This window comes from Corallococcus sp. CA054B (assembly GCF_003611625.1).
Lineage (GTDB): Bacteria > Myxococcota > Myxococcia > Myxococcales > Myxococcaceae > Corallococcus > Corallococcus coralloides.
Map to the genome: position 1 here is coordinate 1 of NZ_RAVY01000153.1, position 23,613 is coordinate 23,613.

The 23,613-nt window shown below is 69.6% G+C and carries 16 protein-coding genes and 1 tRNA gene; 13 read left to right on the forward strand and 4 right to left on the reverse strand.

Going from position 1 to position 23,613, the window contains the following annotated elements:
* Nucleotides 1-302 precede the first annotated feature (302 nt).
* Nucleotides 303-2,786 carry an RND family transporter gene (locus D7V80_RS29465; RefSeq protein ID WP_120591323.1) on the reverse strand — a complete coding sequence of 828 codons (2,484 nt, stop codon included), beginning with the start codon at nucleotides 2,784-2,786 and terminating at the stop codon, nucleotides 303-305.
* Nucleotides 2,787-3,221: 435 nt separating this feature from the next.
* On the opposite strand from D7V80_RS29465, the gene D7V80_RS29470 reads away from it, so the two are divergent.
* The 3 genes from D7V80_RS29470 (at nucleotide 3,222) to D7V80_RS29480 (ending at nucleotide 7,261) form a co-directional block, all read left to right on the forward strand.
* Nucleotides 3,222-5,657 carry an RND family transporter gene (locus D7V80_RS29470; RefSeq protein WP_120591337.1) on the forward strand — a complete coding sequence of 812 codons (2,436 nt, stop codon included), beginning with the start codon at nucleotides 3,222-3,224 and terminating at the stop codon, nucleotides 5,655-5,657.
* Nucleotides 5,658-5,736: 79 nt separating this feature from the next.
* Nucleotides 5,737-6,459 (forward strand): hypothetical protein, encoded by a 723-nt coding sequence (locus D7V80_RS29475; RefSeq protein ID WP_120591324.1) that lies wholly within the window; start codon nucleotides 5,737-5,739, stop codon nucleotides 6,457-6,459.
* Nucleotides 6,460-6,682: 223 nt separating this feature from the next.
* Nucleotides 6,683-7,261, forward strand: coding sequence for a hypothetical protein (locus tag D7V80_RS29480; RefSeq protein WP_120591325.1), 579 nt, complete (start codon nucleotides 6,683-6,685; stop codon nucleotides 7,259-7,261).
* A 148-nt stretch (nucleotides 7,262-7,409) separates the two neighbouring features.
* Here the strand turns inward: D7V80_RS29480 and D7V80_RS29485 are convergent, their stop codons facing one another.
* Nucleotides 7,410-7,616 carry a hypothetical protein gene (locus D7V80_RS29485; RefSeq protein WP_014393263.1) on the reverse strand — a complete coding sequence of 69 codons (207 nt, stop codon included), beginning with the start codon at nucleotides 7,614-7,616 and terminating at the stop codon, nucleotides 7,410-7,412.
* Between the two features lie 180 nt (nucleotides 7,617-7,796).
* On the opposite strand from D7V80_RS29485, the gene D7V80_RS29490 reads away from it, so the two are divergent.
* From D7V80_RS29490 to D7V80_RS29530, 9 genes are all read left to right on the forward strand, one after another.
* Entirely contained in the window at nucleotides 7,797-9,065 is a 1,269-nt protein-coding gene (locus D7V80_RS29490) for a hypothetical protein (protein WP_120591326.1), read from the forward strand.
* A gap of 137 nt (nucleotides 9,066-9,202) precedes the next feature.
* A complete protein-coding gene (glgX, locus tag D7V80_RS29495; RefSeq protein ID WP_120591327.1) occupies nucleotides 9,203-11,353 on the forward strand; it encodes a glycogen debranching protein GlgX in 2,151 nt (716 codons plus the stop codon).
* 40 nt (nucleotides 11,354-11,393) lie between these two features.
* A complete protein-coding gene (locus D7V80_RS29500) occupies nucleotides 11,394-12,059 on the forward strand; it encodes a class I SAM-dependent methyltransferase (protein WP_120591328.1) in 666 nt (221 codons plus the stop codon).
* Nucleotides 12,060-12,266: 207 nt separating this feature from the next.
* A complete protein-coding gene (locus D7V80_RS29505; protein ID WP_120591329.1) occupies nucleotides 12,267-12,827 on the forward strand; it encodes a hypothetical protein in 561 nt (186 codons plus the stop codon).
* Between the two features lie 453 nt (nucleotides 12,828-13,280).
* Nucleotides 13,281-13,355: transfer RNA gene (locus tag D7V80_RS29510), tRNA-Phe, on the forward strand.
* 264 nt (nucleotides 13,356-13,619) lie between these two features.
* Nucleotides 13,620-14,744, forward strand: a complete 1,125-nt coding sequence (locus tag D7V80_RS29515) for a slipin family protein (RefSeq protein WP_120591330.1) — start codon at nucleotides 13,620-13,622, stop codon at nucleotides 14,742-14,744.
* Nucleotides 14,745-14,856: 112 nt separating this feature from the next.
* Nucleotides 14,857-17,376 carry a VIT domain-containing protein gene (locus D7V80_RS29520; protein ID WP_120591331.1) on the forward strand — a complete coding sequence of 840 codons (2,520 nt, stop codon included), beginning with the start codon at nucleotides 14,857-14,859 and terminating at the stop codon, nucleotides 17,374-17,376.
* 101 nt (nucleotides 17,377-17,477) lie between these two features.
* The gene (locus tag D7V80_RS29525; RefSeq protein WP_120591332.1) at nucleotides 17,478-19,292 is read left to right on the forward strand and encodes an acyl-CoA dehydrogenase; all 1,815 of its coding nucleotides are present in this window, start codon (nucleotides 17,478-17,480) and stop codon (nucleotides 19,290-19,292) included.
* Nucleotides 19,293-19,385: 93 nt separating this feature from the next.
* A complete protein-coding gene (locus D7V80_RS29530) occupies nucleotides 19,386-20,048 on the forward strand; it encodes a glutathione S-transferase family protein (RefSeq protein ID WP_120591333.1) in 663 nt (220 codons plus the stop codon).
* A gap of 8 nt (nucleotides 20,049-20,056) precedes the next feature.
* Here the strand turns inward: D7V80_RS29530 and D7V80_RS29535 are convergent, their stop codons facing one another.
* Nucleotides 20,057-20,983, reverse strand: a complete 927-nt coding sequence (locus D7V80_RS29535; RefSeq protein WP_147447246.1) for a hypothetical protein — start codon at nucleotides 20,981-20,983, stop codon at nucleotides 20,057-20,059.
* 154 nt (nucleotides 20,984-21,137) lie between these two features.
* Here D7V80_RS29535 and D7V80_RS29540 point away from each other — a divergent pair, with 154 nt between their 5' ends.
* On the forward strand, nucleotides 21,138-22,808 hold the full coding sequence (locus D7V80_RS29540; RefSeq protein ID WP_120591335.1) for a hypothetical protein: 1,671 nt from the start codon (nucleotides 21,138-21,140) through the stop codon (nucleotides 22,806-22,808).
* On the opposite strand, the gene D7V80_RS29545 is transcribed toward D7V80_RS29540, so the two are convergent.
* Nucleotides 22,805-23,613: hypothetical protein (locus tag D7V80_RS29545; RefSeq protein WP_120591336.1), on the reverse strand; the 809-nt coding region annotated here is incomplete at its 5' end. The two genes, D7V80_RS29540 and D7V80_RS29545, sit on opposite strands and share 4 nt — an antisense overlap.

Consider the following 23,613-nt stretch of genomic DNA (forward strand, 5'->3'; position numbering starts at 1 on the left):
CGCCAGGCCCCACCCGAGCAGGCCCAGCGTGAGCGGGATGTAGAGGAGGACCGGCACCGCCGGGTGCAGCTTCGAGGCCGCCTCCATGAAAGCGTTCTCGAACATCCGGCCAGATTGATACCTGAAGTATGAGCGCCCCATACAAGACGAAGCTTGGTACGGGGACCTCCGGGTGCCCGTGCCCGTTCGTCCCTCCGCAGTGTCGCCTTGCGGAACAGCCCCAGCCCCGCCGGGCGCAATGAAAAAGGCCCCGGCGTGCGGTGCCGGGGCCTTCTTGCCTGCATGGGTTTGCCCTGCGCGGATCAGCTCTCCGCGGGGCGCTCGGTCCCGTCGTCGCTGGCCGGGGTCGACGCGGCGCTGTGCTTGTGGCGCCAGCGGTCCACCAGCAGGAGCAGCGCCGGGAAGCCCACCAGCACGATGACCATGTTCACCGCGAAGCCCAGGTTGGCCAGGTCGCCAATGGAGTTGAGGCCCGGGTGCTTGGCGAACACCAGCGCCAGGAAGCCGATGGCGCTCGTGAGCAGGCCGCCCGTGATGGCCCGGCCCGTCTCCGCGTAGACGGTGGCGAAGTCCGCGCCCGGCTCGCCCAGGCGCTCAATCAGGTGCACGCCCGCGTCCACCGTCGTTCCGATGAGCACCGGGATGACGACGATGTTCAGGTAGTTGAACTGCAGGCCCATGAGGGACATCAGGCCCACCAGCCCCGCGATGGACAAGAGCGTGGGCAGCATGCAGATGACCGCGTTGCGCAAGGAGCCCAGCGTCAGCCACATGGCCAAAAAGACGCTGACCACCGCGGCCACCAGGATGCGCGGGCCCTCGGAGGCCACCATGTCCAGGATGTCCGCCAGGATGAGCGCCTCGCCCGCCGCGGACACCTGGCTGCCGTCCGGCATCTGGAGGTTGCGGACCTCCTTGGTGAAGCGCCGCGTGCCCACGCCGTCCGACAGGCTCACGTTCGCGTAGACGAGCACCACGCCGCCCTTCTGGCCGGCCGCAGGCTCGAACTGGCGGCGCAGGCTCACCGGCAGGTCCTCGCGCACGAAGGGCTTCGCGGCCGTCATCTTCACCGCGCGCAGCAGGTCGTCGCGCTGGGCCTTGTCCACGCGCTCCGGGTCGATGCGCTGGAGCTTCTTGTGGATGGACTGGAGCAGCGCGTGCTTCTCCTCCTGCTGCCGCGGCACCAGGTCCTCCAGCGCGCCCACGAAGTCGATGGTGGAGTCCTTGCCGAACTTCTCCTTGCGCGCCTGGAGCTGCTTCACCACCTCGCGCTCCATCCCCTCCGTGTCCGTCAGCACCACCACCGGCGTCGCCGAATAGCCCAGGATGTGGTCGATGCGCCGGTCCAGCCGCACGCTCGGCAGCGACACGTCATCCAGCTTCGTGGAGTCGTAGTTGAAGCTCACCCGGTACGCCTGGCTGATGAGCCCCACCAGCGCCACGCCGATGACCAGCGCCACCGCGCGGTAACGGCGCGGCAGGAAGCGCGCGAGCATCGCCATGGGCCCGGACTGCGACTGGTGCTCGCGCGGCACCCAGCCCCAGCGCGACACCAGCCCCAGCAGCGCCGGCAGGATGAGCAGGTACGACGCCACGCTCACCATCATGCCCACCGCCGCGATGACGCCGAACTCGTGGAACGCCCTGAACTCCGACCACGACAGGCTCAGGAACGTGAGCGCCGCCACCAGCGCGGAGATGAACGCGGAGAAGCCCGTGTGCTTGAACGTCTCGCGCACCGCCTCTTCCGACGTCATGCCCTCCGAGCGCAGCGTGCCCCACCGCCCCAGCAGGTGGATGCCGTGCTCCACGCCCAGGCCGCCCAGCACCGCCGCGAGGAAGCCCGTCAGGAGATTTACCTGCCCGTACGCGATGCCCACGAAGCCGTAGGTCCACGACAGGCCCGCGACCACCGGCACCATGGTGAGGCCCACGGACAGCCCGCTGCGGAAGTGGAAGATGAGGTAGGCCAGCAGCAGCACCAGCGCCAGCGAGGACGCGCGCGCCAGGTCGCCGGTGATGACCGCCTGCTGGTCGATCTTCTTCTTGAACGTGCCGGTGATGGCCGTGTGGAAGCCGGGGCCGTACTTCGACAGGTCCTGCTTCGCCAGGTAGTCCTCCACCTGGGTGATGACCTTCTTGGAGTAGCCCAGGTCCGCGGAGGAGCCCTTGGCCTTGAGGAGCATCACCACCATGCGCTCCTGCGGATCCAGGTAGTACGTGCCGCCCTGCCCCGCGAGCCGCATGTTCGCGCCGCCGGTGTACTTCTTCTGGATGTCGCTGAAGTCCAGCGACGGGGCCGGCTCCTCCTCCAGGCGCACGAAGAGCGGGTTGGCCTGCTCCTTCTCCCACGCGAAGCGCGCGTCGATGCGCTCCTCGATGGTCTTCAGGTCCGGCAGGTCCACGTAGTAGAGGCCGCGCTCGTCGAAGAACTGGCTGGGCCGCTGCGCGTTGACGAAGCGGATCTCCGACAGCGTCGCCAGCTTCGGCGCCATGTCATCCACGAACTGCTTGAGCTGCTCCGGCTCCGCGCCGATGCCGGCCACCACCACGTTGCCCTGTCCGCCGAAGCGCGTGCGCAGCTTCTCCAGGTCCTGGACGGACGGGAACGACTTGGGCAGCAGGTTGGCCAGGTCCGCGTTGAGGCGCAGGTCGCGCGCGAAGAAGGCGCCCAGGCCCGTGAGGACCAGCATCACGAACAGCGCCACCCACGGCCTCCGGTGGCTGCGGGCCGCCAGGGAGCCCATCGCCGCCTCGAACCGTCCGGACCACCGCGTCTCACTCATGGATGTGATTTCCTGCTGTAGGCCCGCGCCGTGACGGCCGGGGACAACCTTGAGCCCGAACGAACCGGGCTGCTCTCGCGTATATGCCCCGAGCCACCGTGCGTCCAGGCATCGACCCGGGGCCTCCACCGGCCGCATGCCTGGCCCGGGGAACAAGGGGGGCATCAACAAACCCCGCCATGTATGCCGCCCCGGTCCGAACCCCGCCAGGGGATCCGCTTCCCCTCTGAGCGTTGAGGCATTTTGCCCCGTTCCGGTGTTGGCGGCCGGGCAGAGCGACCCCTCGCGCAGCCGTGGCGGAGGACCGCGGCATGGCCAGTTTTGCTGCGACACGGGCCCTGCCGGGAAGCAGGCGCCGCTTGGGGGGCATGGTCCATGGCCTCGAACCCGTCTTCAGCAGCGGAACGCACGTGGATGCACAGGGCGGAGCACACGATGGGTGCGCTGGCCGCGCACAACCACCGCCGTCCCTTCACGGCGCTTGTCTGCGCGCTCGTGCTGTCCGTCGTGGGGCTGCTGTCCGCGCGCCACCTGGCCCTCAACGCGAACCTGGTGGACCTGCTGCCCCGGTCCTTCGAAAGCGTGCAGGCCATCCACACCCTGGAGGAGCGCTTCGGCGCCCAGGGGTGGGTAGTGGTGGTGGGTGAGGACGGAGACCCGGCGCAGCTCCAGAGGTTCGCGGAGGACGTGGCGCCGAAGCTGGAGGCGCTGCCGGGCATCCGCTACGTGGAGATCACCCGCCCCAGCAGCTTCTTCCGCAGCCACGCGCTCTACTTCCTGTCACCCGAGGACCTGAAGGAGGTGGAGCGCCGCATCGACGCGCGCCTCACCTGGGAGAAGGAGCAGGCCAACCCGCTCTATGTATCGCTGGATGATGACCCGCCCCCGTCGCTGGACTTCTCCGACCTGGAGGAGAAGTACGCCAGCGGCGCGGTGACGCGCCTGTCCAGCCACCCCAGCGACTACTACCTGGACCCCGCCGCGCGCCGCGTGGTGGTGCTGGCCAAGCCGGAGGTTTCGTCCGCGGACCTCACCTTCTCCACGAAGATCGTCGAGGAGGTGCAGGGCCTCCTGAGACAGCAGGACCTGTCGAAGTACGGGCCCGGCTTCCACACGGAGATCACCGGCTCGTTCCAGAAGAAGATGGATCAGCAGGCGCAGATCACCCGCGACGTGGCGGTGTCCTCGACGGTGGCCACGGTGCTGGTGCTGCTCTACCTGTTCCTGCACTTCCGCAGCGTGCTCGCGGTAGGGATGGTGCTGGCGCCGGTGGGCGCGGGCCTCGCGTGGACCTACGGGCTGGTGGCCGTGGCGTACGGACGCGTGAACCTGCTCACGGCCTTCCTGGGCGCCATCCTGGGCGGCCTGGGCGTGGAGCACGGCATCCACCTGCTGGGCCGCTACCTCGCGCTGCGCGGAGAGGGACGCTCCTCCGAACAGGCCACGCGCGAGTCCTTCACGCACACGGGCGGCGCGGCATTGGTGTCCGCGCTGGTGGCGGCGCTCACCTTCTTCGTGCTGGGCACGTCCAAGCTCACGGCATTCCGCGAGTTCGGCGTCATCGCGGGCGTGGGCATGTTGGTGCTCATCCTCGCGTACGTGCTGGTGCTGCCGGCGGTGCTGGGGCTGGGGGCACGGTGGGGCTGGAGGCCTCGCGCGAACGCCACGGAGATGACGGAGGCGCCGCTGGGCCGCGTCATCACCCACCGTCGCGGGCTGCTCACCGTCGTGTCCGCGCTCGTGGTGGCGGGCCTGCTCACGCAGCTGCCGCGCCTGCGGTTCGACTACGACATCGGCTCGTTGCAGGACCAGCGCCTGGACTCGTTCGTGCTGGACCGCGCCGTCAACCAGCTCATCGGCTATTCGCAGGTCCCGCTGGTGGTGCTGACGAACTCCCGCGAGGAGGAGGCCGCGGTCGTCCGGGAGCTCCAGGCGCGCAAGCGGCAGCAGGGAAAAAACTCCACGGTGGACTTCGTCGCGGCGCTCGCGAGCCTGGTGCCGGAGCGGCAGGCGGAGAAGCAGGCCATCCTCAAGGACATCGGGAAGCTGGTGGAGGACGTGCCCGAAGGGCAGCTCACCCCGGAGCAGCGCGCGCAGCTGGCGGAGCTGCGCATTCAGGTGCGGGCCAGGCCCTTCACGGAAGCGGACCTGCCCACCAGCGTGCGCCAGCAGTTCCAGGGACGCGGCGGCCCGGGCACCGGCTTCGTGCTGGTGTATCCGTCCGCGGATCAGTCCAACGGTCAGGCCATGCGCCGGATGGCGAAGGAGGTCCGCGGGATGGTGCTGCCGGATGGCCGGCCCGCGGTGGTGGCCGGTGAGGCGATGGTGCAGGCGGACATCGTGAACCTGGTGTCGCACGAGGCGCCGTTCATCCTGCTGGGCTCCACGCTCACGGTGCTGCTGGCCATGTGGATGACGCTGGGCGGCCTGCGCACCGCGCTGCTGTGCCTGATGCCCACGGTGGTGTCGCTGTTCGCGGTGCTGGGGCTGATGCCGCTGCTGGACATGGAGTTCAACTACCTCAACATCCTGGTCATCCCGGTGCTCATCGGGACGACGGTGGACGCGGGCGTGCACCTCATCACGCGGCTCGCGTCGCCGCGCAGTGACTTCGTGCGCGTGTATTCGGAGACGGGCAAGGCCATCTGCGGCGGCCTGCTCACGAGCGCGGTGGGCTTCGGCGCGCTGCTGCTCGCGGACCACCCGGGCCTCAACTCGATTGGCGCCCTGGCCAACGTGGGGTTCGGGATGAACCTGCTCATCATGCTGGTGACCTTCCCGGCGCTGCTGCTGGTGCTCTCCGAGCGCAAGCGGCGCCACCGTGCGGTTCCCTCGCGGCCCTTGGGTGAGCAACTCATGAGGGATGGCTAGGGGTCCTTTCGCGGCCCACGCCCTCCCATCAGGCCGAGGCGTCATCCGTCCGGCCCCACAGCCGCAAGGAGCGAAAGCGATGTTTCAGCAATGGATCTGGATGAGCGTGGCGGCGGGCACCCTGGCGCTGGGCTCCGCGAACGCGCAGGTGGATCCGAACTCCGCGGGCGCCATCACCACCAGCCAGCCGAATCCGGGCGCGGCGCCGGGCACCCCCGACCCCATCAATGGCGTGTCGGCCAGTCCGACGACGTCGCTCATCGGCAACGTCACCGGCGCGAACTCGGGGACGGGTGGCGGCGGCACGTCCACGGGCGCGGTGATTCCGCAGCCGTACAGCGCCCAGCCGTTCGTCTCCGGCAGCTCGCCAGAGACCCTGCCGTCCAGCCCGGCCAATGCCACGACCGTGACGGGCACGGGCGCCGTGGTGGCGCCCGGCTCGGCCACCACCGTGACGGGCACCGGCGCGGTGCTGGCCCCCGGCACCAGCTCCGCCGTGGCGGGCTCCACGGGCTCCACCGCCACCACGGGCGCGCTGATGCCGCCCGCGACGACGACTCCCGGCACCATGCTGCCGGGCGCCTCCGTCAGCACCGTCACGCCGGGGACTCCGACGGGCACCCTGTCCAGCACGGGCGCGGTGCTGCCCCCGGCCACGGGCATGACGCCGCCGGGCATCACGGGCTCCCAGCCCACCATCCTGTCGCCGGGCGGCAACACGTTGCCGCCGGACAGCAACACGTCCAGCAACTCCGTGACGCCGCTCGGTGGCGGCAACGTGAATCAGCCCCCGTCCCCCTGAGTCGCATGGGTTCTAGCTTGCTGGCTCGCACTCCGGGCCAGCGAGCATGGAGCGCGGAGGACATCCTCTTCTCGTGCAACCCTCCCCTTCTGGCCGCCTACGCCGTCCCCCGAGCAGGCAGGCGGATGAGCCACCCCTGCACACCCCCTGAGGCCTGCTCACCTTCGGTCGTGCAGGCAGCCAGGGCCTTTCAAGCAGTCAGACTCCTATCGGGGGAATCCACATGAAGAACTTCCTGAAGACGCAGCTGACGGTGGCGGCGGTTCTCGCGGGCGCGCTCGCGCTCGGCACGGGCTGTAAGTCGGATCAATCCGCGACGCGCGGCACCGAGCCGGCGCCGACCTCCGACTCCACCATGGGCACGGACTCCAGCGGCACCGGCACGGACACTTCCGGCTCCGGCACCACCACCACGCCGCCTCCCAGCAGTGGCGGCTCCGGCTACGACACGGGCAGTACTTCGCAGGACTCGACGATGCCTCCCTCGGACATGAGCACCGGCGGCTCCGGCACGACGGATGACTCCACGCTGCCGCCCGCCACGAACGACGGCACCCTGGACCCGGGCACCGGCGGCGCGGGCACCGGTGAGGCCGAGCCCGGCGTGCACGACGGCGAGATGACCGAGCCGGGCACGGGCGGCTCCGGCCTGGACACGGACGACAGCGACATCCCGGACGACAGCAGCCTGCCCAATGACTCCACGCTCGACCCGAACAACTCCGGCGCCAAGGGCAGCATGACCACGCCGGTGCCGGACTCCACCGGCACGATGGCGCCCAACAACGGCACCACGCGCTAGTCCCTCCATGGGATGAACGGAAGCGCCCGTGACCTTCATCGGTCGCGGGCGCTTCGCCGTTTCAGCGTCCGGCGCGGTCGCGAACAACAAGACCCCGCCGACGCGCGGTGGCGTCAGCGGGGTCATGGAGACGGCGAGACCTGGAGGATCAGGTCACCTTGACGCCCGGCGAGAAGGGCTGGCCCACCGGTTCGATGATGCGCGGGCTCCCGTTGTCACCCGGCCCATTGCCGGGACCGCCGCCCGGGTCGAAGGTGGACGGCACGTGGCGCTCACGCCGTTCCTCTTCCGTCCCGGCTTCGCGCGCTGGAGGCAGGTCCTCCAAGGGGATGTGCAGCACGTCTTTCTTGCTCATGACGAACGCCTCCTTTCCCCTCTCAGGTTGGGGTGGACGGGGGCTTTGCGCCACCGGGCGCCCCCCCGCACGGATGCCCCCCTGCCTCCTGAATGCGTTTCTCTTGGATGACAGGGAGCGACCGGGGGCTTATCCAAAGAGGTCCAGGCAGCACGCACCCACACCGAAAGCGTCCAACGCATGAAGCTGTTGCTGGCAGGCCGACGAGGAGCAAGCGATTTGCTGTTCGCCCCCCCGGAGGAACCCCTGCCCTGGCTGCAACGCGTGGAGGCGTGGTTCCAGCAGGTGGCCGAAGGCGTGCTGGAGGGCACCCGCATCGAGGAGGGTCCCCAGGGCGCGCCCGTGCTGCGCCTGCGCCTGCACCCGGCCGCCGCGGAGGTCGCGCTGCTCGCCACGACCCAGGAGCGCATCGTCGTGTCCGCGGACACCAGCGCCGTGGGGCCCGGCTACCACCGCTATCTGGTGGACCTGCTCAAGGGGCTGGGCGACCTGCACGGCATCTCCTGGGCCCCGCCCGACGAGGACGTGGGCGTGGGCGACGCCACGGGCTACTTCCACACCGGTGACGTGGACCAGGTGGAGAAGCACTTCCTGGGCTGGCTCCAGCACTCGGTGGGGCAGGTGCTGCGCATGCGCAGCCTGGGCAACTCCGGCTTCGCGCTGTCCATGCGCTTCGGCCACACCTTCCAGCACCCGGGCGCGCTGCTCACGCCCCTGGGGCCTCGCGACGAGCGCTGGCTGCGCACCGTGCATGAAGAGCCGAGGCAGGGCATGGACGTGTTCCCCTGGTGGAACCCCGGCGTGGACGCGCGCGAGCGCTTCAATCGCGCCCTGTGCCGCCTGTGGACGGACGTCGTCTGGCGCCCGCCGCTGTTGGACGAGGAGCGCCAGCGCCTGCGCGACGTGGCCCGGCTCCTGGAGCAGGCCTGGCGCGAGGACCCTTCGCTCCCCTACCCGTGGCGCGAGTGGCAGGAGGTGCTCGGCTACCTGGGCAAGGGCGGGACGGTGGCGGAGGAGGTGCACCGCCGCGCCCTGGAGTCGCCCGGTGTGGGGCCGTCCATCGGCTACCGGCGGGGCTCCGTGCAGGTGGCGCTCCCCGAGGGCTGGGAGATTCGCATCCCCGGCTCCCTCGCGGAGACGCGCCTGCAGGACGGCAGCTGGGTGGCCCGCGACCACCGCCGCACCGTGCGCGTGGTGCCCCTGGAGGACTCCGCGGAGGAGCAGCTGGCGCCCACCAGCCCGGAGCGCAAGGCCCTGGAGCTGGAGCACCACGGCGCCCGCGTCAGCGGACGCGCGTCCCTGCATGTGGGTCCCGGCGAGTGCCGGCTGACGGCCCTGTGCCGCTCCGGCAGCCGCCGCGCCCTCTGCGTGGTCAGCTTCGATGATCCGGACGAGCAGGACTGGGCCCTGGGCACCTGGCGTTCGCTGGACCACGCTGTCGCCGCCTGACGGGGCACTTCGTTTCAACACCGACCACTTGCCGAAGCGCTGGCCGGTGGACAGTCAGCGCACCCGGACGTCTTGCCGCGTAGCGCCGTCGCACCCACATTCCGGCGGCAGTTTCCCCACGGAATCGAGTGAGACGCATGAGCGGCAAGCGGGAGATCTGGCCGGGCAAGCCCTGGCCGCGTGGCGCGACCTTCGACGGCTCTGGCACCAACTTCGCGGTCTACTCGCAGGTGGCCACGCGCGTGGAGGTGTGTCTCTTCGACCGGGCGGACCCCACGAAGGAGATTGAACGCTTCGACCTGCCGATGAGCACGGAGTTCGTCTGGCACGGCTACGTGCCGGACCTGGAGCCCGGGACGCTGTACGGCCTGCGCGTGCACGGGCCCTACGAGCCGGAGAAGGGGCACCGCTGCAACCCGCACAAGCTGCTGGCCGACCCCTACGCCAAGGCGCTGTACGGCGAGGTGGACTGGAAGCAGCCGGTGTTCGGCTACCCCCTGGACCATCCGAAGAAGGACCTGATGCGCGACGAGCGCGACAGCGCGGCCGGCATGCCCAAGGGCGTGGTGGTGAGCGACTTCTTCGACTGGGGCAATGACCGGCGCCTGGACATCCCATGGCGCAAGACGGTCATCTACGAAGCCCACGTGCGCGGCCTCACCATGCGCCACCCGGGCGTGCCGGAGCACCAGCGCGGCACGTACGCGGGCCTGGGCTCGCCGGCCATCATCGAGCACCTGCAGAAGCTGGGCGTCACCGCGGTGGAGCTGTTGCCGGTGCAGGAGTTCGCGGACGACTCGTTCCTCAACGACAAGGGCCTGTCGAACTACTGGGGCTACAGCACGCTGAACTACTTCTCCCCGGAGCAGCGCTACGCCAGCCGCAAGACGCCGGGCGGCGCGGTGGCCGAGTTCAAGTCGATGGTGAAGTCGCTGCACGCGGCGGGCATCGAGGTGATTCTCGACGTCGTGTACAACCACACGTGCGAGGGCAACCACCTGGGGCCCACGCTGTCGTTCAAGGGCATCGACAACGCGTCGTACTACTGGACCATGCCGGAGGCGCGGCACTACCTGGACTTCACCGGGTGCGGCAACAGCCTCAACGCGTCCAACCCGCAGACGGCGCGCTTCATCGTGGACTCGCTGCGCTACTGGGTGGAGGAGATGCACGTGGACGGGTTCCGCTTCGACCTGGCCACGGTGCTGGGCCGCAGCGGCAAGGGCGGCTACGACCCGAACGCGCCCATCTTCCAGATCATCAACCAGGACCCGGTCCTGGGCCGCGTGAAGCTCATCGCGGAGCCGTGGGACGTGGGGCTCGGCGGCTACCAGGTAGGCGGCTTCCCATCGCCGTGGCACGAGTGGAACGGCAAGTACCGGGACGCGCTGCGCAAGTACTGGAAGGGCGACGAGAACCAGGCCGCGGAGGTGGGCTACCGGCTCACGGGCAGCGCGGACCTGTTCGCGGCGGCGCGGCGGCGCCCGCAGGCGTCCATCAACTTCGTCACCGCGCATGACGGCTTCACGCTGCACGACCTGGTCACGTACAGCAGCAAGCACAACGAGGCCAACGGCGAGCACAACCGCGACGGCGCGGATGACAACCAGGCGTGGAACTGCGGCGTGGAGGGAGAAACGGACAACAAGGACATCATCTCCCTGCGCGAGCGGCAGAAGCGGAATCTCCTCGCGTCGCTCTTCCTGTCCACGGGCGTGCCCATGATTGTCGCGGGCGACGAGATGGGCCGCACGCAGCAGGGCAACAACAACGCCTACTGCCAGGACAACGAGCTGTCGTGGGTGGACTGGAACCTGGACAAGACGCGCCAGGACCTCCTGGAGTTCACGCGCAAGCTCATCCAGTTCCGCCACGGGCAGCCGGTGTTGCAGCGCCGCCGCTTCTTCCAGGGCGAGCACCTGTGGGAGTCCGAGCACAAGGACCTGGCGTGGTTCCGGCCGGACGGCACGGAGATGGGCGCGGAGGACTGGCAGAAGCCCTTCGTGCGTTCGCTGGCGTTCCTCCTGGGCGGCGACGCCATCCCCACGCCGGACGAGCGGGGCCAGCGCGTCAGTGGGGATTCGCTGCTGGTGCTGCTCAACGCGCACCACGACACGGTGACCTTCACGGTGCCGCCGCCGGGTGAAGGCGGCGCGTGGCGGCTGGAGCTCTACACGGCGGACGACAAGCGCGGCGATGAAGAGATGAAGCCCGGGAAGTTCGAGATGGCCGGGCGGTCGCTCGCGGTGTTCCGCAAGCCTGGACCCGGGTCCAACGGCGCAGCGTGATACAGGGTGCGCATCCTGTTCACCCGAGGGAGCGCACGACATGGCGGACGAGGTCGACGGCGGCAGGAGCGAAGAGGCCGCCGTCGCGCGGGTGTACGGGGAGATCGCCTCCGCCTACGAGGTGCTCTACCCCGCGCTGCACCGCTACGGCGAGCGGGTGGAACGCTTCCTCGTGGACGTGATGAAGCCGGGGGTGCGCGTGCTGGACGTGGGCTGCGGCCCGGCGCTGCACACGCGAGGGCTGGACGCGTCCGTGGACGTGGTGGGCCTGGACCTGGCGCCGGAGATGCTGGAGCTGGCGAAGCGCTCGCGGCCGTCCGGCACATGGCGCGTGCACAGCTATCTGGATCCGGTGCCGGAGGACCTGGGCGTCTTCGATGTCGTGCTGGTGATTGGATGCCTGGACTTCTGTGACGACCTGCCGCGCGTGCTGGGGCACCTGGGCCGGGTGATGAAGCCGGGCGCGCGGATGTTGTTCACGGTGCTGGAGCGCAGGCCCGGGCTGGAGGCGCATGAAGCGTCCACGCGCCGGGCGCGCACGGCGGACACGGACGTGACGCTCTACCTGTGGAGCGCGGAGGAGACAGCGCGCGCGGTGGAGGCAGCGGGCCTGCGGGTCCGCGACTACGCGCACGGGCCGGGCTGGGAGCTGATGGCCGAGGAGCGCGTGATGTGGTTCGGCTGGTGGGACGTGACGCGCGGCTGAGGCGCATCCTCCGCCGCGGACTCCCCCGGCCCCCTCACTGCGTCTTCATCCCAACGGGAACGCCATTCTTCCAGGCAATTCTGGTTACACGGGTCCGTGAGCAATTACGTCCACGCGTCTGGATCTTCCGGACGTACGCGCGAACTTCCATGAGGCGCATGGGTTCACGCGAGTCATCTGCCCCGACACAGACAGAAGGAGTTCGGCATGAATCGCAATGAGACTCGGACGTGGCGCTTGTCCAAGGCGGTGGTCCTGGGATTGTTGGCATTCGACCTGGCAGCGTGCGGTCCAGCGCTGGAGGAGGGCTCGAGCACCCCTGCGGAGGGTGGAGATTCGGCACGCTCCGATTCCGAGGCGCAGTCCCAGACCCAACAGGAGCTGGAGGACTCCAGCAAGACGTGGAGCCCGCCCCCTGCCCCGACGGGTTGCGGTTTCATGTACGCGAACCAGGGCCTGAGCCGCGGGCAGCGCCTCTATTCTTGTGATGGTCGCTTCTGGCTCGACATGCAGTTCGACGGAAACCTGGTGCTCCGCCAGGGCGCGGTGACCCTCTGGCACTCCCGGACGCACGGGACCGCGGCCGTGGGAGCGGTCATGCAGGGCGACGGGAATTTCGTGATCTATACCTCGGAGCCCAGGGCCCTCTGGAACAGCGGCACCTACGGCTACAGCGGTGCGTATCTCACCGTCCAGAATGATGGGAACATGGTCATCCGCACTTCGCGCGGCGGGGCCATCTGGCACACCCAGACCGGCGGACGCTGAAGGGGACACGACGTGCACGGGCGTCGTTCGTCCCTCGTGCACGTACGAGCCTGGGTCGTCCCCCTGCACCGTCGACGTCACCACGGGGCAGGGGGTCTCTCCCATGGAGATACGCAACTCCACGGCCCCCTTGCCCCAGCCACACGCCCCGCTTCATGGGTCCTCCGGAGTGCGCATGGAATGCGCAGCCCTTGGACACATGAGCGCCAGGATCCGGGACCTGCGCCGTCAGGATTTCTGTACGGCCGCGTCCAGAGGCCCTGTCGGCGAACTTCAGGGGGCGCACGGGGTTGTCCCGAGGCGTCCGGTTCCATGCGGGGGCGCTCTGCGCCGGGGCATGGAATTCGGACGTTCCTCACGGCCATCACTTCCGGGTGTTCCTGCCACCATCGAAGGCCGTACCGGTCGCGCGCCACCGTGAGGCGCGCATGGCTGCCCTTGGCTGGGCACAAACCCGAACTAGCTCAACGGTAGAGCACGAGACTGAAACTCTCGCATTTGAAGGTTCGATTCCTTCGTTCATCGGGACCCCGTCGTTTCCGCTGGTGTCAACGCGAGTCCACCGCGTCCTCCTCCCCACGCCGCACACTGGCCGGTCGCCAGGGCCTCCGGAGGCTTCCGTGCTGTTCGCGGAACGCTCCGGTCGCCGTCCGTGACCGGCATCCGGTGCGGAGGTTCGGGAGGCTGAACGCGGCTCCGGACGGTCTGTTCGCGCGACACGCCCGTGGGGCGGCGGGGTCCTCTTCCCAGCAGCCGGGTTGCACTCTTTTCTTGTCGTCGAGGTGACGTGTCATGGGCATTGGTCGGGTGGAAGTGGCGCAGAACGAGCGGCTGTTCGTCGTGGTGAACGGGAAGGCGGAGCAGTACCTGGGGCCGGGCCGGCACTGGGTGGTGCGTCCGTTCCAGACCGTCCGCTTCGAGCGCGTGCCGCTGGAGCCACCGGTCACCCGGCTGGATGAAGCCAGGCTCGCGTTGGTGCCGGAGAAGGACCTCCAGGTGCTGGAGCTGGGCGCGGACGAGCGCGCGGTGGTCTTCCATCACGGCCAGCCGGTGCGGTGGCTGGGTCGGGGTCAGCACCAGGTGTGGACGGCGCAGCGGCTGCCCGGTCGAACCGGTCGGCCCGAGACGCCGACGGTGCGGGTGGAGCGCGTGGACGTGTCCGGGGTGGCGACGGAGCCCCCGCGGGACGAGGTGCGCGCGCTGATTCCGGCCAGTGACTACGTGGAGACCACGGCCACGGAGGGCACGGTGGCGCTGCGCTACGTGAACGGTGTGCTGGACGCGGTGCTGCCGCCGGGCCGGCACGCGGCGTGGACGATCGCGCACAAGGTGCAGTTCGCGGTCATCGACCTGCGCGAGAAGCTGCTCCACGTCACCGGCCAGGAGGTGATGACCAAGGACCGCGTGACGCTGCGGCTCAACCTGTCCGCGGCGTACCGGGTGGTGGACGCGCGGCGGCTGGCGGTGGTGGCGCGGGCGCCGGATGAAATCCTCTACCTGGCCATGCAGCTCGCGGCGCGCGAGGCCGTGTCCACGCGCACGCTGGACGAGCTGCTGGCCGCGCGCGAGGCGGTGTCGACGGAGCTGTACGCGCAGGTGCAGTCGGGGGCGGAGGGCGTGGGTCTGGAGCTGCTGCGCTTCGGCATCAAGGACGTGGTGCTGCCGAAGGAGATGAAGGACCTGCTCAACCGGGTCATCCAGGCGCAGAAGGAGGCGGAGGCCAACGTCATCCTGCGGCGCGAGGAGACGGCGGCGACGCGCTCCATGGCGCAGACGGCGAAGGTGCTCGCGGAGAACCCGCTGCTCGTGCGGCTCAAGGAGCTGGAGGCGTACAAGGACCTGGCCGCGAAGGTGGGTCAGGTGCACCTCGTGCTCGGTGAGGGCGCGGTGCCCACGCTCCAGCTCAAGGGCGGCTGACACACGGTCGTGTGGCTTCACAGCCACACGGCCTGCCGCTTCAGAGGGGAACAGGGGTTGGCCCGGGGGCTGCAATGTCCCCGGGCACACCCTGAAACCAAGGTTCCCGACCATGCGAGTCCTGCTCGCCGCGCTCTTCGTCTGCCTTCTGGCCGCCCCGGCCTCCGCTCAGCAACCCTGCCCCCCCGCCGCTTCGCCCACCGCGGGCGTCGCCCAGGGCACCCTGGTGGCTCGCTTCCGTGCGCAGCCTCAGCAGGCAGAGGCCACCGAGGCGTGCCCGGACACCGAGCCGCGCACCTTCAGCCTCAAGCACACGCAGGTGGACGCGGAGGTCAGTGGCTTCCTCGCTTCCGTCACCGTGACGCAGGTGTTCGAGAACCCCTACTCCGCTCCCCTTGAAGCGCTCTACGTCTTCCCGCTGCCGGAGCTGGCCGCCGTGGATGGCATGGAGATGCACATCGGCGAGCGCGTCATCACGGGCGTCATCCAGACCCGTGAGCAGGCCCGCGACACCTACGAGCGCGCCAAGGCCGAAGGCAAGACGGCCGCGCTGCTCGACCAGGAACGCCCCAACATCTTCACCCAGTCCGTCGCCAACATCCTCCCCGGCGAGACCATCCGCGTGCGCATCCACTACGTGGAGCGCCTCACCTACGACGCAGGCACCTACCGCTTCAGCTTCCCCATGGTCGTCGCCCCCCGCTACATCGGCGGTGAGCCGCTGCCCACGCGCCAGGGCGAAGGCGTGGAGCCCGACACCACCTCCGTCCCCGACGCGAGCCGCATCACGCCCCCGGTGATCACCGACACGCGCAGCGGCCATGACATCCAGCTCACCGTGCGCCTGGACGCGGGCCTCCCGGTCCACTCGCTGCGCTCCACCACCCACCGCGTGGACGTGAAGCGCGACGGCCAGTCCCGCGCCACCGTGAGCCTGGGCCGTGACGACCGCATCCCCAACAAGGACTTCATCCTGGAGTACGTCGTCGCTGACGCGCTCATCCGCCCCGCCGTCCTCATGCACCGCGAGCCCGGCGCGGACCACGGCTACTTCCTGGTGATGCTCAACCCGCAGCTGTCCCCCACGCAGCGGGAGATCGTCCCGCGCGAGCTCTACATGGTGCTCGACACGTCCTGCTCGCAGTCCGGCCTGGCGATTGAAAAGTCCAAGGCCATCACCAAGGAAGTGCTCACCCACCTGATGCCGGAAGACACCTTCCAGGTCCTCAACTTCGACACGCAGGTGACCAAGTTCGCGCCCACCGCCGTCCCCGCCACGCCGGAGAACATCCAGAACGCCCTGCCCTACGTCGCCAACTTCTGGGGCGGTGGCGGCACCGACGTGCGCATCGCCGCACAGGAGGCCATGGTCCCCCCGAATGACCCGGCCCGTCTGCGCATGGTGCTCTTCATGACGGACGGCCTCATCGGCGGCGACGATCAGGTGCTCAGCACGCTCCAGCAGCACCTCCGCGAGGAGACGCGCATCTTCTCCGCCGGCGTGGGCTCCAGCACCAACCGCTACCTCATCACCAAGATGGGTGAGCTGGGCCGCGGCGCCTCCACCCTCGTCAACCTCAACCGCCCGGAGGAAGACGTCGCCCGCGAGTTCGAGCAGCGCATGCGCGGCCCCGTCCTCACCTCGGTCGTGGTGGACACGGACGGCCTGCCCGTCAGCGACGTGTACCCGAAGTCCGTGCCGGACCTCTTCGCCGGCCAGCCGCTGTTCCTCGTGGGCAAGTTCACCGGCACCGGTGACGGCGTCCTCCGCATCTCCGGCCGCGTGCGTGGCCAGGTCCGCCACTTCGACGTGCCCGTGCACTTCCCCGAAGTCGCCCCGGAGCACGACTCGCTCAAGAGCCTCTGGGCCCGCCAGCGCATCGAGGAGCTCACCGTGGAGGGCTACCGCGGCGAGACGCCCGAAGTCGTCCAGGGCATCACCGACACCGCGCTCCAGTACCACCTGATGAGCCGCTACACGTCCTTCGTCGCGGTGGAGCAGGTGGCCCGCACGAACCCCAACGGCGAGACGGTCCGCGAGATGGTCCCCGTGCAGCTCCCCGACGGCATGATCTCCGGCGCGCTCAGCCGCGAGGAGATTCCTCCCGGCGACCCCATCATCTCCGTGCGCGCCCCGCGCAACGCCCGCCGCGTCACCGCCTACTTCCCCTTCGGCCTGGTGAAGCCGCTCACCTTCGACACGCTCACCCGTTCGTGGCGCGGCCGGTTCCTCGTGCCGCTGGGTGTCGCGGATGGCTACTACACCGTGTTCATCATCGCGGAGCTGGCGGACGGCCGCGTGGAGCGCAGCGAGGTGCGCTACCGCCTGGACTCGAAGGGCAACGACTTCGACGTCGTCCTCTCCCAGAAGGAGCTCGCCCCCGGTGACACGCTGACGCTGGACGTGGACGCGGTGGAGGCCACGCAGGAGGTCAGCGTGTACGGCGACCTCTTCGGCGAAGACCAGCAGCTGCTCGACTCCACGGACGGCCTGCGCTTCACGAAGTCGCTGGTCATCCCCGAGGGCACGCCCGCCGGTTCCTACGAGCTGGTGTTCGTCGCCCGCGACGCCGCCGGCAACCGCTTCGAGCGTCGTGAGACGCTGCGCGTCATCCACGCTCGGCGCGACTGACCCACGAATCAATCTCGGATACCCTGGCGGTCCGTTTCGGCCCCGCGCCTTCACTGGCGCGGGGCTGGTTGCTTTCGCACCCGGCCGCGAGGAGTCCTTCGATGTCGTCGTCCCTGCACTACACGCCCAACCTCCGCGATATTGAGTTCAACCTCTTCGAGTTCTTGGACATCGGCCACACGTCGCTGGGCAAGGCGCCCTTCGGGGACCTGGACGAGACGGCGGCCCGGCAGACGCTGCAGACGTTCGCGCAGCTGTGCACGCAGGAGCTGGCGAAGAGCTTCGACGAGTCCGAGCACAACCCGCCGAAGCTGGAGAACGGCGAGGTGAAGCTGCCCCCCGGCCTCAAGGCCGCGATGGGCGCCTACTACGACGCGGGCATGCACCTCTTGGAGACGCCTCCGCACCTGGGCGGCCTGGGCGCGCCGCCGTCGCTGGGCTGGGCCGCGTTCGAGCTGCTGCTGGGCTCCAACCCCGCGCTGGCGTTCTTCACGCTGGGCAACCTGCTCGCGCGCGTCATCGACAAGCTGGGCACGGAGTCGCAGAAGAAGCGCTTCCTGCCGCACATCCTGGACAAGCGCTGGAGCGGGTCCATGGTGCTGACGGAGCCGGACGCGGGCAGCGACGTGGGCGCCGCGCGCACCAAGGCCCGCCACGTGGACGGCGACGTCTGGGAGATTGAAGGCGTCAAGCGCTTCATCACCAACGGCGAGTCGGACATCGCTGAGAACATCATCCACATGGTGCTCGCGCGGCCGGAAGGCGCGGCGCCGGGCACCAAGGGCCTGTCGCTGTTCGTGGTGCCCAAGTACTGGGTGAACGAGGACGGCAGCCTGGGCGAGCACAACAACGTCGTGTGCACCAAGCTGGAGAAGAAGATGGGCCTGAAGGGGTCCGTCACGTGCGAGCTGACGTTCGGCGACGGCAAGCCCACGCGCGGCCTCTTGCTGGGCGAGGTGCACGACGGCATCCGGCAGATGTTCCACATCATCGAGAACGCGCGCATGGCGGTGGGCCTCAAGTCCATGGCCGCGCTGTCCGCGGGCTACTTCCGCGCGCTGTCGTTCGCGAAGGACCGCGTGCAGGGCAGCGACCTGGGGAAGGCGCGCGACAAGACGGCGCCGCGCGTGAACATCCTCCAGCACCCGGACGTGCGCCGCATGCTGATGGCGCAGAAGGCGCACGCGGAAGGCCTGCGCGCGCTGGCCCTGTTCACCGCGTCCGTGCAGGACCAGGTGGAGCTCCAGGGCGGCCACCGCTCCACCGCGGCGGGCGAGGCGGACGTGCTCAACGACATGCTGCTGCCGCTGGTGAAGGGCTACAGCTCGGAGAAGGCGTACGAGCTGCTGTCCCTGTCGCTCCAGGTGCACGGCGGTTCGGGCTTCCTCACGGACTACCCGGTGGAGCAGTACATCCGCGACCAGAAGATCGACTCGCTCTACGAGGGCACCACGCACATCCAGGCCCTGGACCTGCTGATGCGCAAGGTGGCGCGCGACGGCGGCGCGACGCTGATGGGCTTGCTGGAGCGCGTCCGCGCGACGGCGGATGGCGACGAGGGCGGCCCGGAGCTGAAGACCGAGCGCGCCGCGCTGGGCGAGGCGGTGGGCCAGCTACAGACGCTGCTCGGCACGCTGATGGGCAAGCTGGGCGAGTCCGTCTACCACGTGGGCTTCCAGGGCAACCGCGTGCTGTTCGCGGTGGCGGAGGTCATCATCGGCTGGCTGCTGGTGCGCCACGCGGCCGTGGCGCTGGAGCGGATGAAGACCAACCCCGGCGACAAGGCGTTCTACGGCGGCAAGGTGGCCAGCGCCCGCTGGTACTGCCACGAGGTGCTGCCCGGCATCGCGCACGCCGCGCGCATGGTGGAGAACGGCAACCTGGACCTGATGGAAGTGCCGGAAGAGTCGTTCTAAGGCCCCGCGTCAGGCGTTGGCGGCGCGCTTCTCGGAGCGCGTCGCCACCCGCCGGCCTCGACAGCGGTCGGGCACGGCATCGACAATGCCGCGATGATCACCCTGTATGGCTTTGGCCGAGTCAATTCGAAGGTCGTCGGACTCACGCGCGACTTGCGCGTCCTGTGGATGCTCGAGGAGCTGGGCGTGCCATACCGGGTGCACGGCGTGGATCATCCCTCGGGGGAAACCCGAGGAGAGGCGTACCAGCGGCTGAACCCCTTCCGTCAGGTGCCGGTGCTCGATGACGACGGCTTCGTGCTCACCGAGACGGGCGCCATCCTGCTGTACCTGGCGGAGAAGACGGGCCAGTTGATGCCCGCGGATCTCCAGGGCCGCGCCCAGGTGACGCGCTGGTGCTTCGCCGCGCTCACCACCGTGGAGCTCCCGCTGTCCCAGATCATCATGATCGACCTGCTCGGCGCCTCCGACCCCACCGGTGCGCAGCGGCGCCCCGGGTTGGTGAAGTACGCCGAGCACCACCTAGCAGCACTCGAGGACTGGCTCCGGGAGCGCCCGTATGTCACCGGCGAGGCGTTCACCGTGGCGGACATCCTGATGACCACGGTGCTGCGCGAGGTGCGCAACGCGGGCGTGCTCGAAGGCTTCCCCCGCGTCTCCGCCTATCGCGAGCGCTGTGAGTCACGGCCCGCCTGGAAGCGGACGCTGGAGGCCTATGAGCAGCGCCTCGGAGTCACGGCGGGCAGCGCGCGCTAGCCGCGCGCTCAGGGTTCCAGGTCGGCGATGGTGAAGGTGTAGTCCCCCACGCCGTCGGAGAAGAAGAGGCCCGTGGTGAAGAACAGCTCGACCGTATAACGGCCGTCCTGCATCCCCTGGAGGTCGAACGTCGCGAGCGTCGGTCGTACGTCGTACATCGCCGACTCGTACAGCACCTCGCCCCCGGGGCCGCGCACCCGCATGCCGCAGTGGTTGACGGCGGTGGTCACGCTGCAGCTCAACCGGTAGGCACGGCCCGCGACGGCGTCCAGCGCGACGACGTCGACATCACCATAGGGCTCGACCTTCCCCGAGACGGTGCCGACGGGCACCGGGGTGGCTTCCGTGAGGGAATTCGCGAACTCGTCCGGCCCCCGGTCCAGCAGCGAGTATTTGTAGGAGGGGTCGAAATAGGCGGAGGCGCTGGCGTTGCTCTGCACGCGGGCGTAAACGGTGCCCTCCTGTGTGGCGAGCACGGACGCATGGAAGGTCGAGCTCCCCCCCGAGCCCGCCGAGCCCGCCAACTTGAGCCCGTCCGCGCCGAGGAGCTCGACACGGCAGGACGGGGCATAGCTGGCATGGAGGCTCTCGCAGCTGAATCGGTAGATGCGGCCGGCCGTGACGCGGAACGAGAACAGGTCCACGTCCTCACGGTTGTCCAGGTTCCCGGCCACCCATTGGGAGGAGGGGTCCATGATCTCCACGGGGGTCGCGGCCTCGAGGTAGTCCCCGTGGTCATCCCCCTCGCGCACATCCCGCCTGCAAGACATGTCCGCCGCGACGTAGCCCAGGGGGCATTCGCACGCGGCCTGCTCGGAGGACGGCACGCACTGGCCCGGACCACAGTCGGCGTCCTCGCACGGGTCGGACTCTGAACAAGCGCAGAGGATGGTGAGCGCGAGCGCCATCGCCAAAGAAGAAACAGAACGCAGCATGTCGTGGACTCCAACGGAGGCCCGGCCCCAATCCCCCCCGCGCGACCATCGTTCGTGAAGGGCAACAGGGTCAACAGGCCGCAGGCTTGGGGCCTCGGGTGCGGCTCCGGGGACACACACCGGGCTGGCCCGGGGTTCGCAATAGGGGTCGAGCATGATGCTCTCCACCCTCACCGCCCTGACCCTGGCCGCCACCGTCACCAACACCGAGACCGTGCACGACCTGAAGCCGTTCGGCGGCCACGTCGTCGCGTGCACCGAAGGCGGCCTGGAGCTGTTCACGCCCGCGGGCCGTCCGGTGCGCGTGCTCACGGTGGAGGACGGGCTTCCCAGCCACTACTGCCGCGCGCTGGAGTCCACGGGTGACCGGCTCTTCGTCGCCACGGATGAAGGACTCGTGTCCCTGGACGCCGGCTTCCAGGTGACGCCCGTGCTGGACGTGCGCTGGCAGGCGCTGCCTCCCGTCGAGGACGCGAGCACCCCGGACTACGTGAGCCGGCTGGAGTCACTGGCCTCGGTGCTGACTCCGGGGGCGACGTACACGGCGTTCTCGCCGCGCTTCGCGGGCACGGCGGAGGGGCGCCTGTTCGAGCTGGGCACCGAGCGCGCGTGGTCACTGCCGGGACCGGTGCGCTTCATCTCCGACACGCGTGACGGCGTGGACGTGGGCACCACCGAGGGCGCGTTCTCCATCAGCGCCAGTGGCCGGCTCTCCGCGCTGCGCGACGTGCCCACCGGTCCGCTGTCCTTCACCGTGACGGAGCAGGGCGTGCGCATCGTGGGCAGCCACGGCGAGGTGCACGCGTGGGAGACGGAGTCCGTGCCGCTCCAGGCCGTGAGCGTCCCCAAGGGCGCCACCGTGTTGAGCTCGGAATGGGCGGGCACGCGGACCTCCGGTGTGTTCAAGCTCGGGCCGAAGGGGTGGCGCCGCGTCACCTCCACCGGGCAGCTCTGCGGCAATCACATCACCGCGCTCGCCCGGCATCAGGGGCGGCTGGTGGTGGGCACGTTCGACCGGGGCGCTTGCTGGCAGCGCGCGGACGGCCGGTGGCAGACCGTCCGCACGCCCTCGCTCCCCAGCAACCAGGTGCTGGGCATCAGCAGTGACGGAACGAACCTCTACGTCGCCACCACGTATGGCCTGGGCTTCCATGACGGGAAGACCTGGACGCAGGTGGCCTACGGCGCTCGCAACCCCGTGGCGCTGGGCAAGCTGTCCGTGCTCAACGTGTCCCAGATGGATGACGGTGTCGCGCTGGTGGACGGCCGGGGCGTGTCCCTGGTCACTCCTGGCACCGCGCCCCTGTCGCTCGTGAAGCGGCTGCCGCTGCCGGCGGAGTGGAGCAAGCACCCTTCCGTGGGTGAAGCCTCGGGCCGCTTCCTGTGGATGGGCAGCGAGGACCGGGGCCTGCTGCGCTGGGACGGCGCGAAGTGGCAGCGCTTCCACGACGGCCGCGACCTCACCGACAACTGGATCACCGCGCTGTCCACCAACGCCGAGGGACGCGCCGTCGCGGGCACCTGCCAGGATGGCTTCAACTACTTCGACGGCGCGAAGTGGACGCGCGTGCGCGCCGCGCCCGGCCTGCCCTCCTCCGCCATCGTCTCCGCCGCGCTCGTGCCCGGTGGGGCGCTGGTGGGCACGCTGCTCGGCGCGTCGTACTTCGACGCGGCCACGGGGGAGACGCGGGCCCTGCCGAAGCTGGCCGACCCGCGCGTGTACGCGGTGCTCCCCGACGGCGACTCCGCCCTCTTCGGCACCGAGGGCGGGCTGTCGAGCACGACCTGGAAGGCCGTCTCCGTCCCCGCCCTCAGTCAGCGCTAAGACTTCGGCGCCGCCGCTCGCGACGCCAGCTCGCGCTCCACGTACAGCCGCAGGATGTGCATGAAGTCCTGCGCGTTCGTCACCACGCCGAAGGCCTGGTGCGTGCCCCGGTCCTTCAGCTTGCTCACCACGAACTCGGACGAATCCACGCAGATGGTGGGCAGCTCCCGCAAGGAGCCGTCCTTCTCCGTCACGAACGCGGGCAGCATGTTCCCCGTCGCGATGGCGTGCAGCGCCGTGGCCACCAGCACCGCCATCGTCGCCTTCACCGCGTGCCGTCGCATCGCGTCCTGCGCCGCCAGGTTGTCCGTCACCACGTCCGGCAACGGACCGTCATCCCGGATGGAGCCCGTCAGCACGAACGGCACCCCGTGCTTCACGCACGCGTGCATGATGCCGTTGGTGATGACACCCGCCTCCACCGCCTTCGCGATGGAGCCCGCCTGCCGCACCCGGTTGATGGCGCGCATGTGCAGCCCGTGCCCGCCCGACGTCGCCTCGCCCGCGCCGCTCATCCCCAGCGTCGTGCCGTAGATGGACGCCTCGATGTCGTGCACCGCCACCGCGTTGCCCGCGAGCAGCGCCCCCACGAAGCCGTTCTCCACGAACCACGTCATGTCCGCCCGCGCCCGCGAGTGCACCAGCGCCGGCCCCGTCACCCAGATGGGATAGCCGCCCCGCTCGCGCTCCTCCACCAGCACCCGCGCCATGTGCGCGTAGTCGATGGGCTTCTCGCGCGACACCTCGCTCGTCATGAACTTGAACTCGCCCTCCCCCTCCTCCATCAGGTAGGCCATGTTCACGT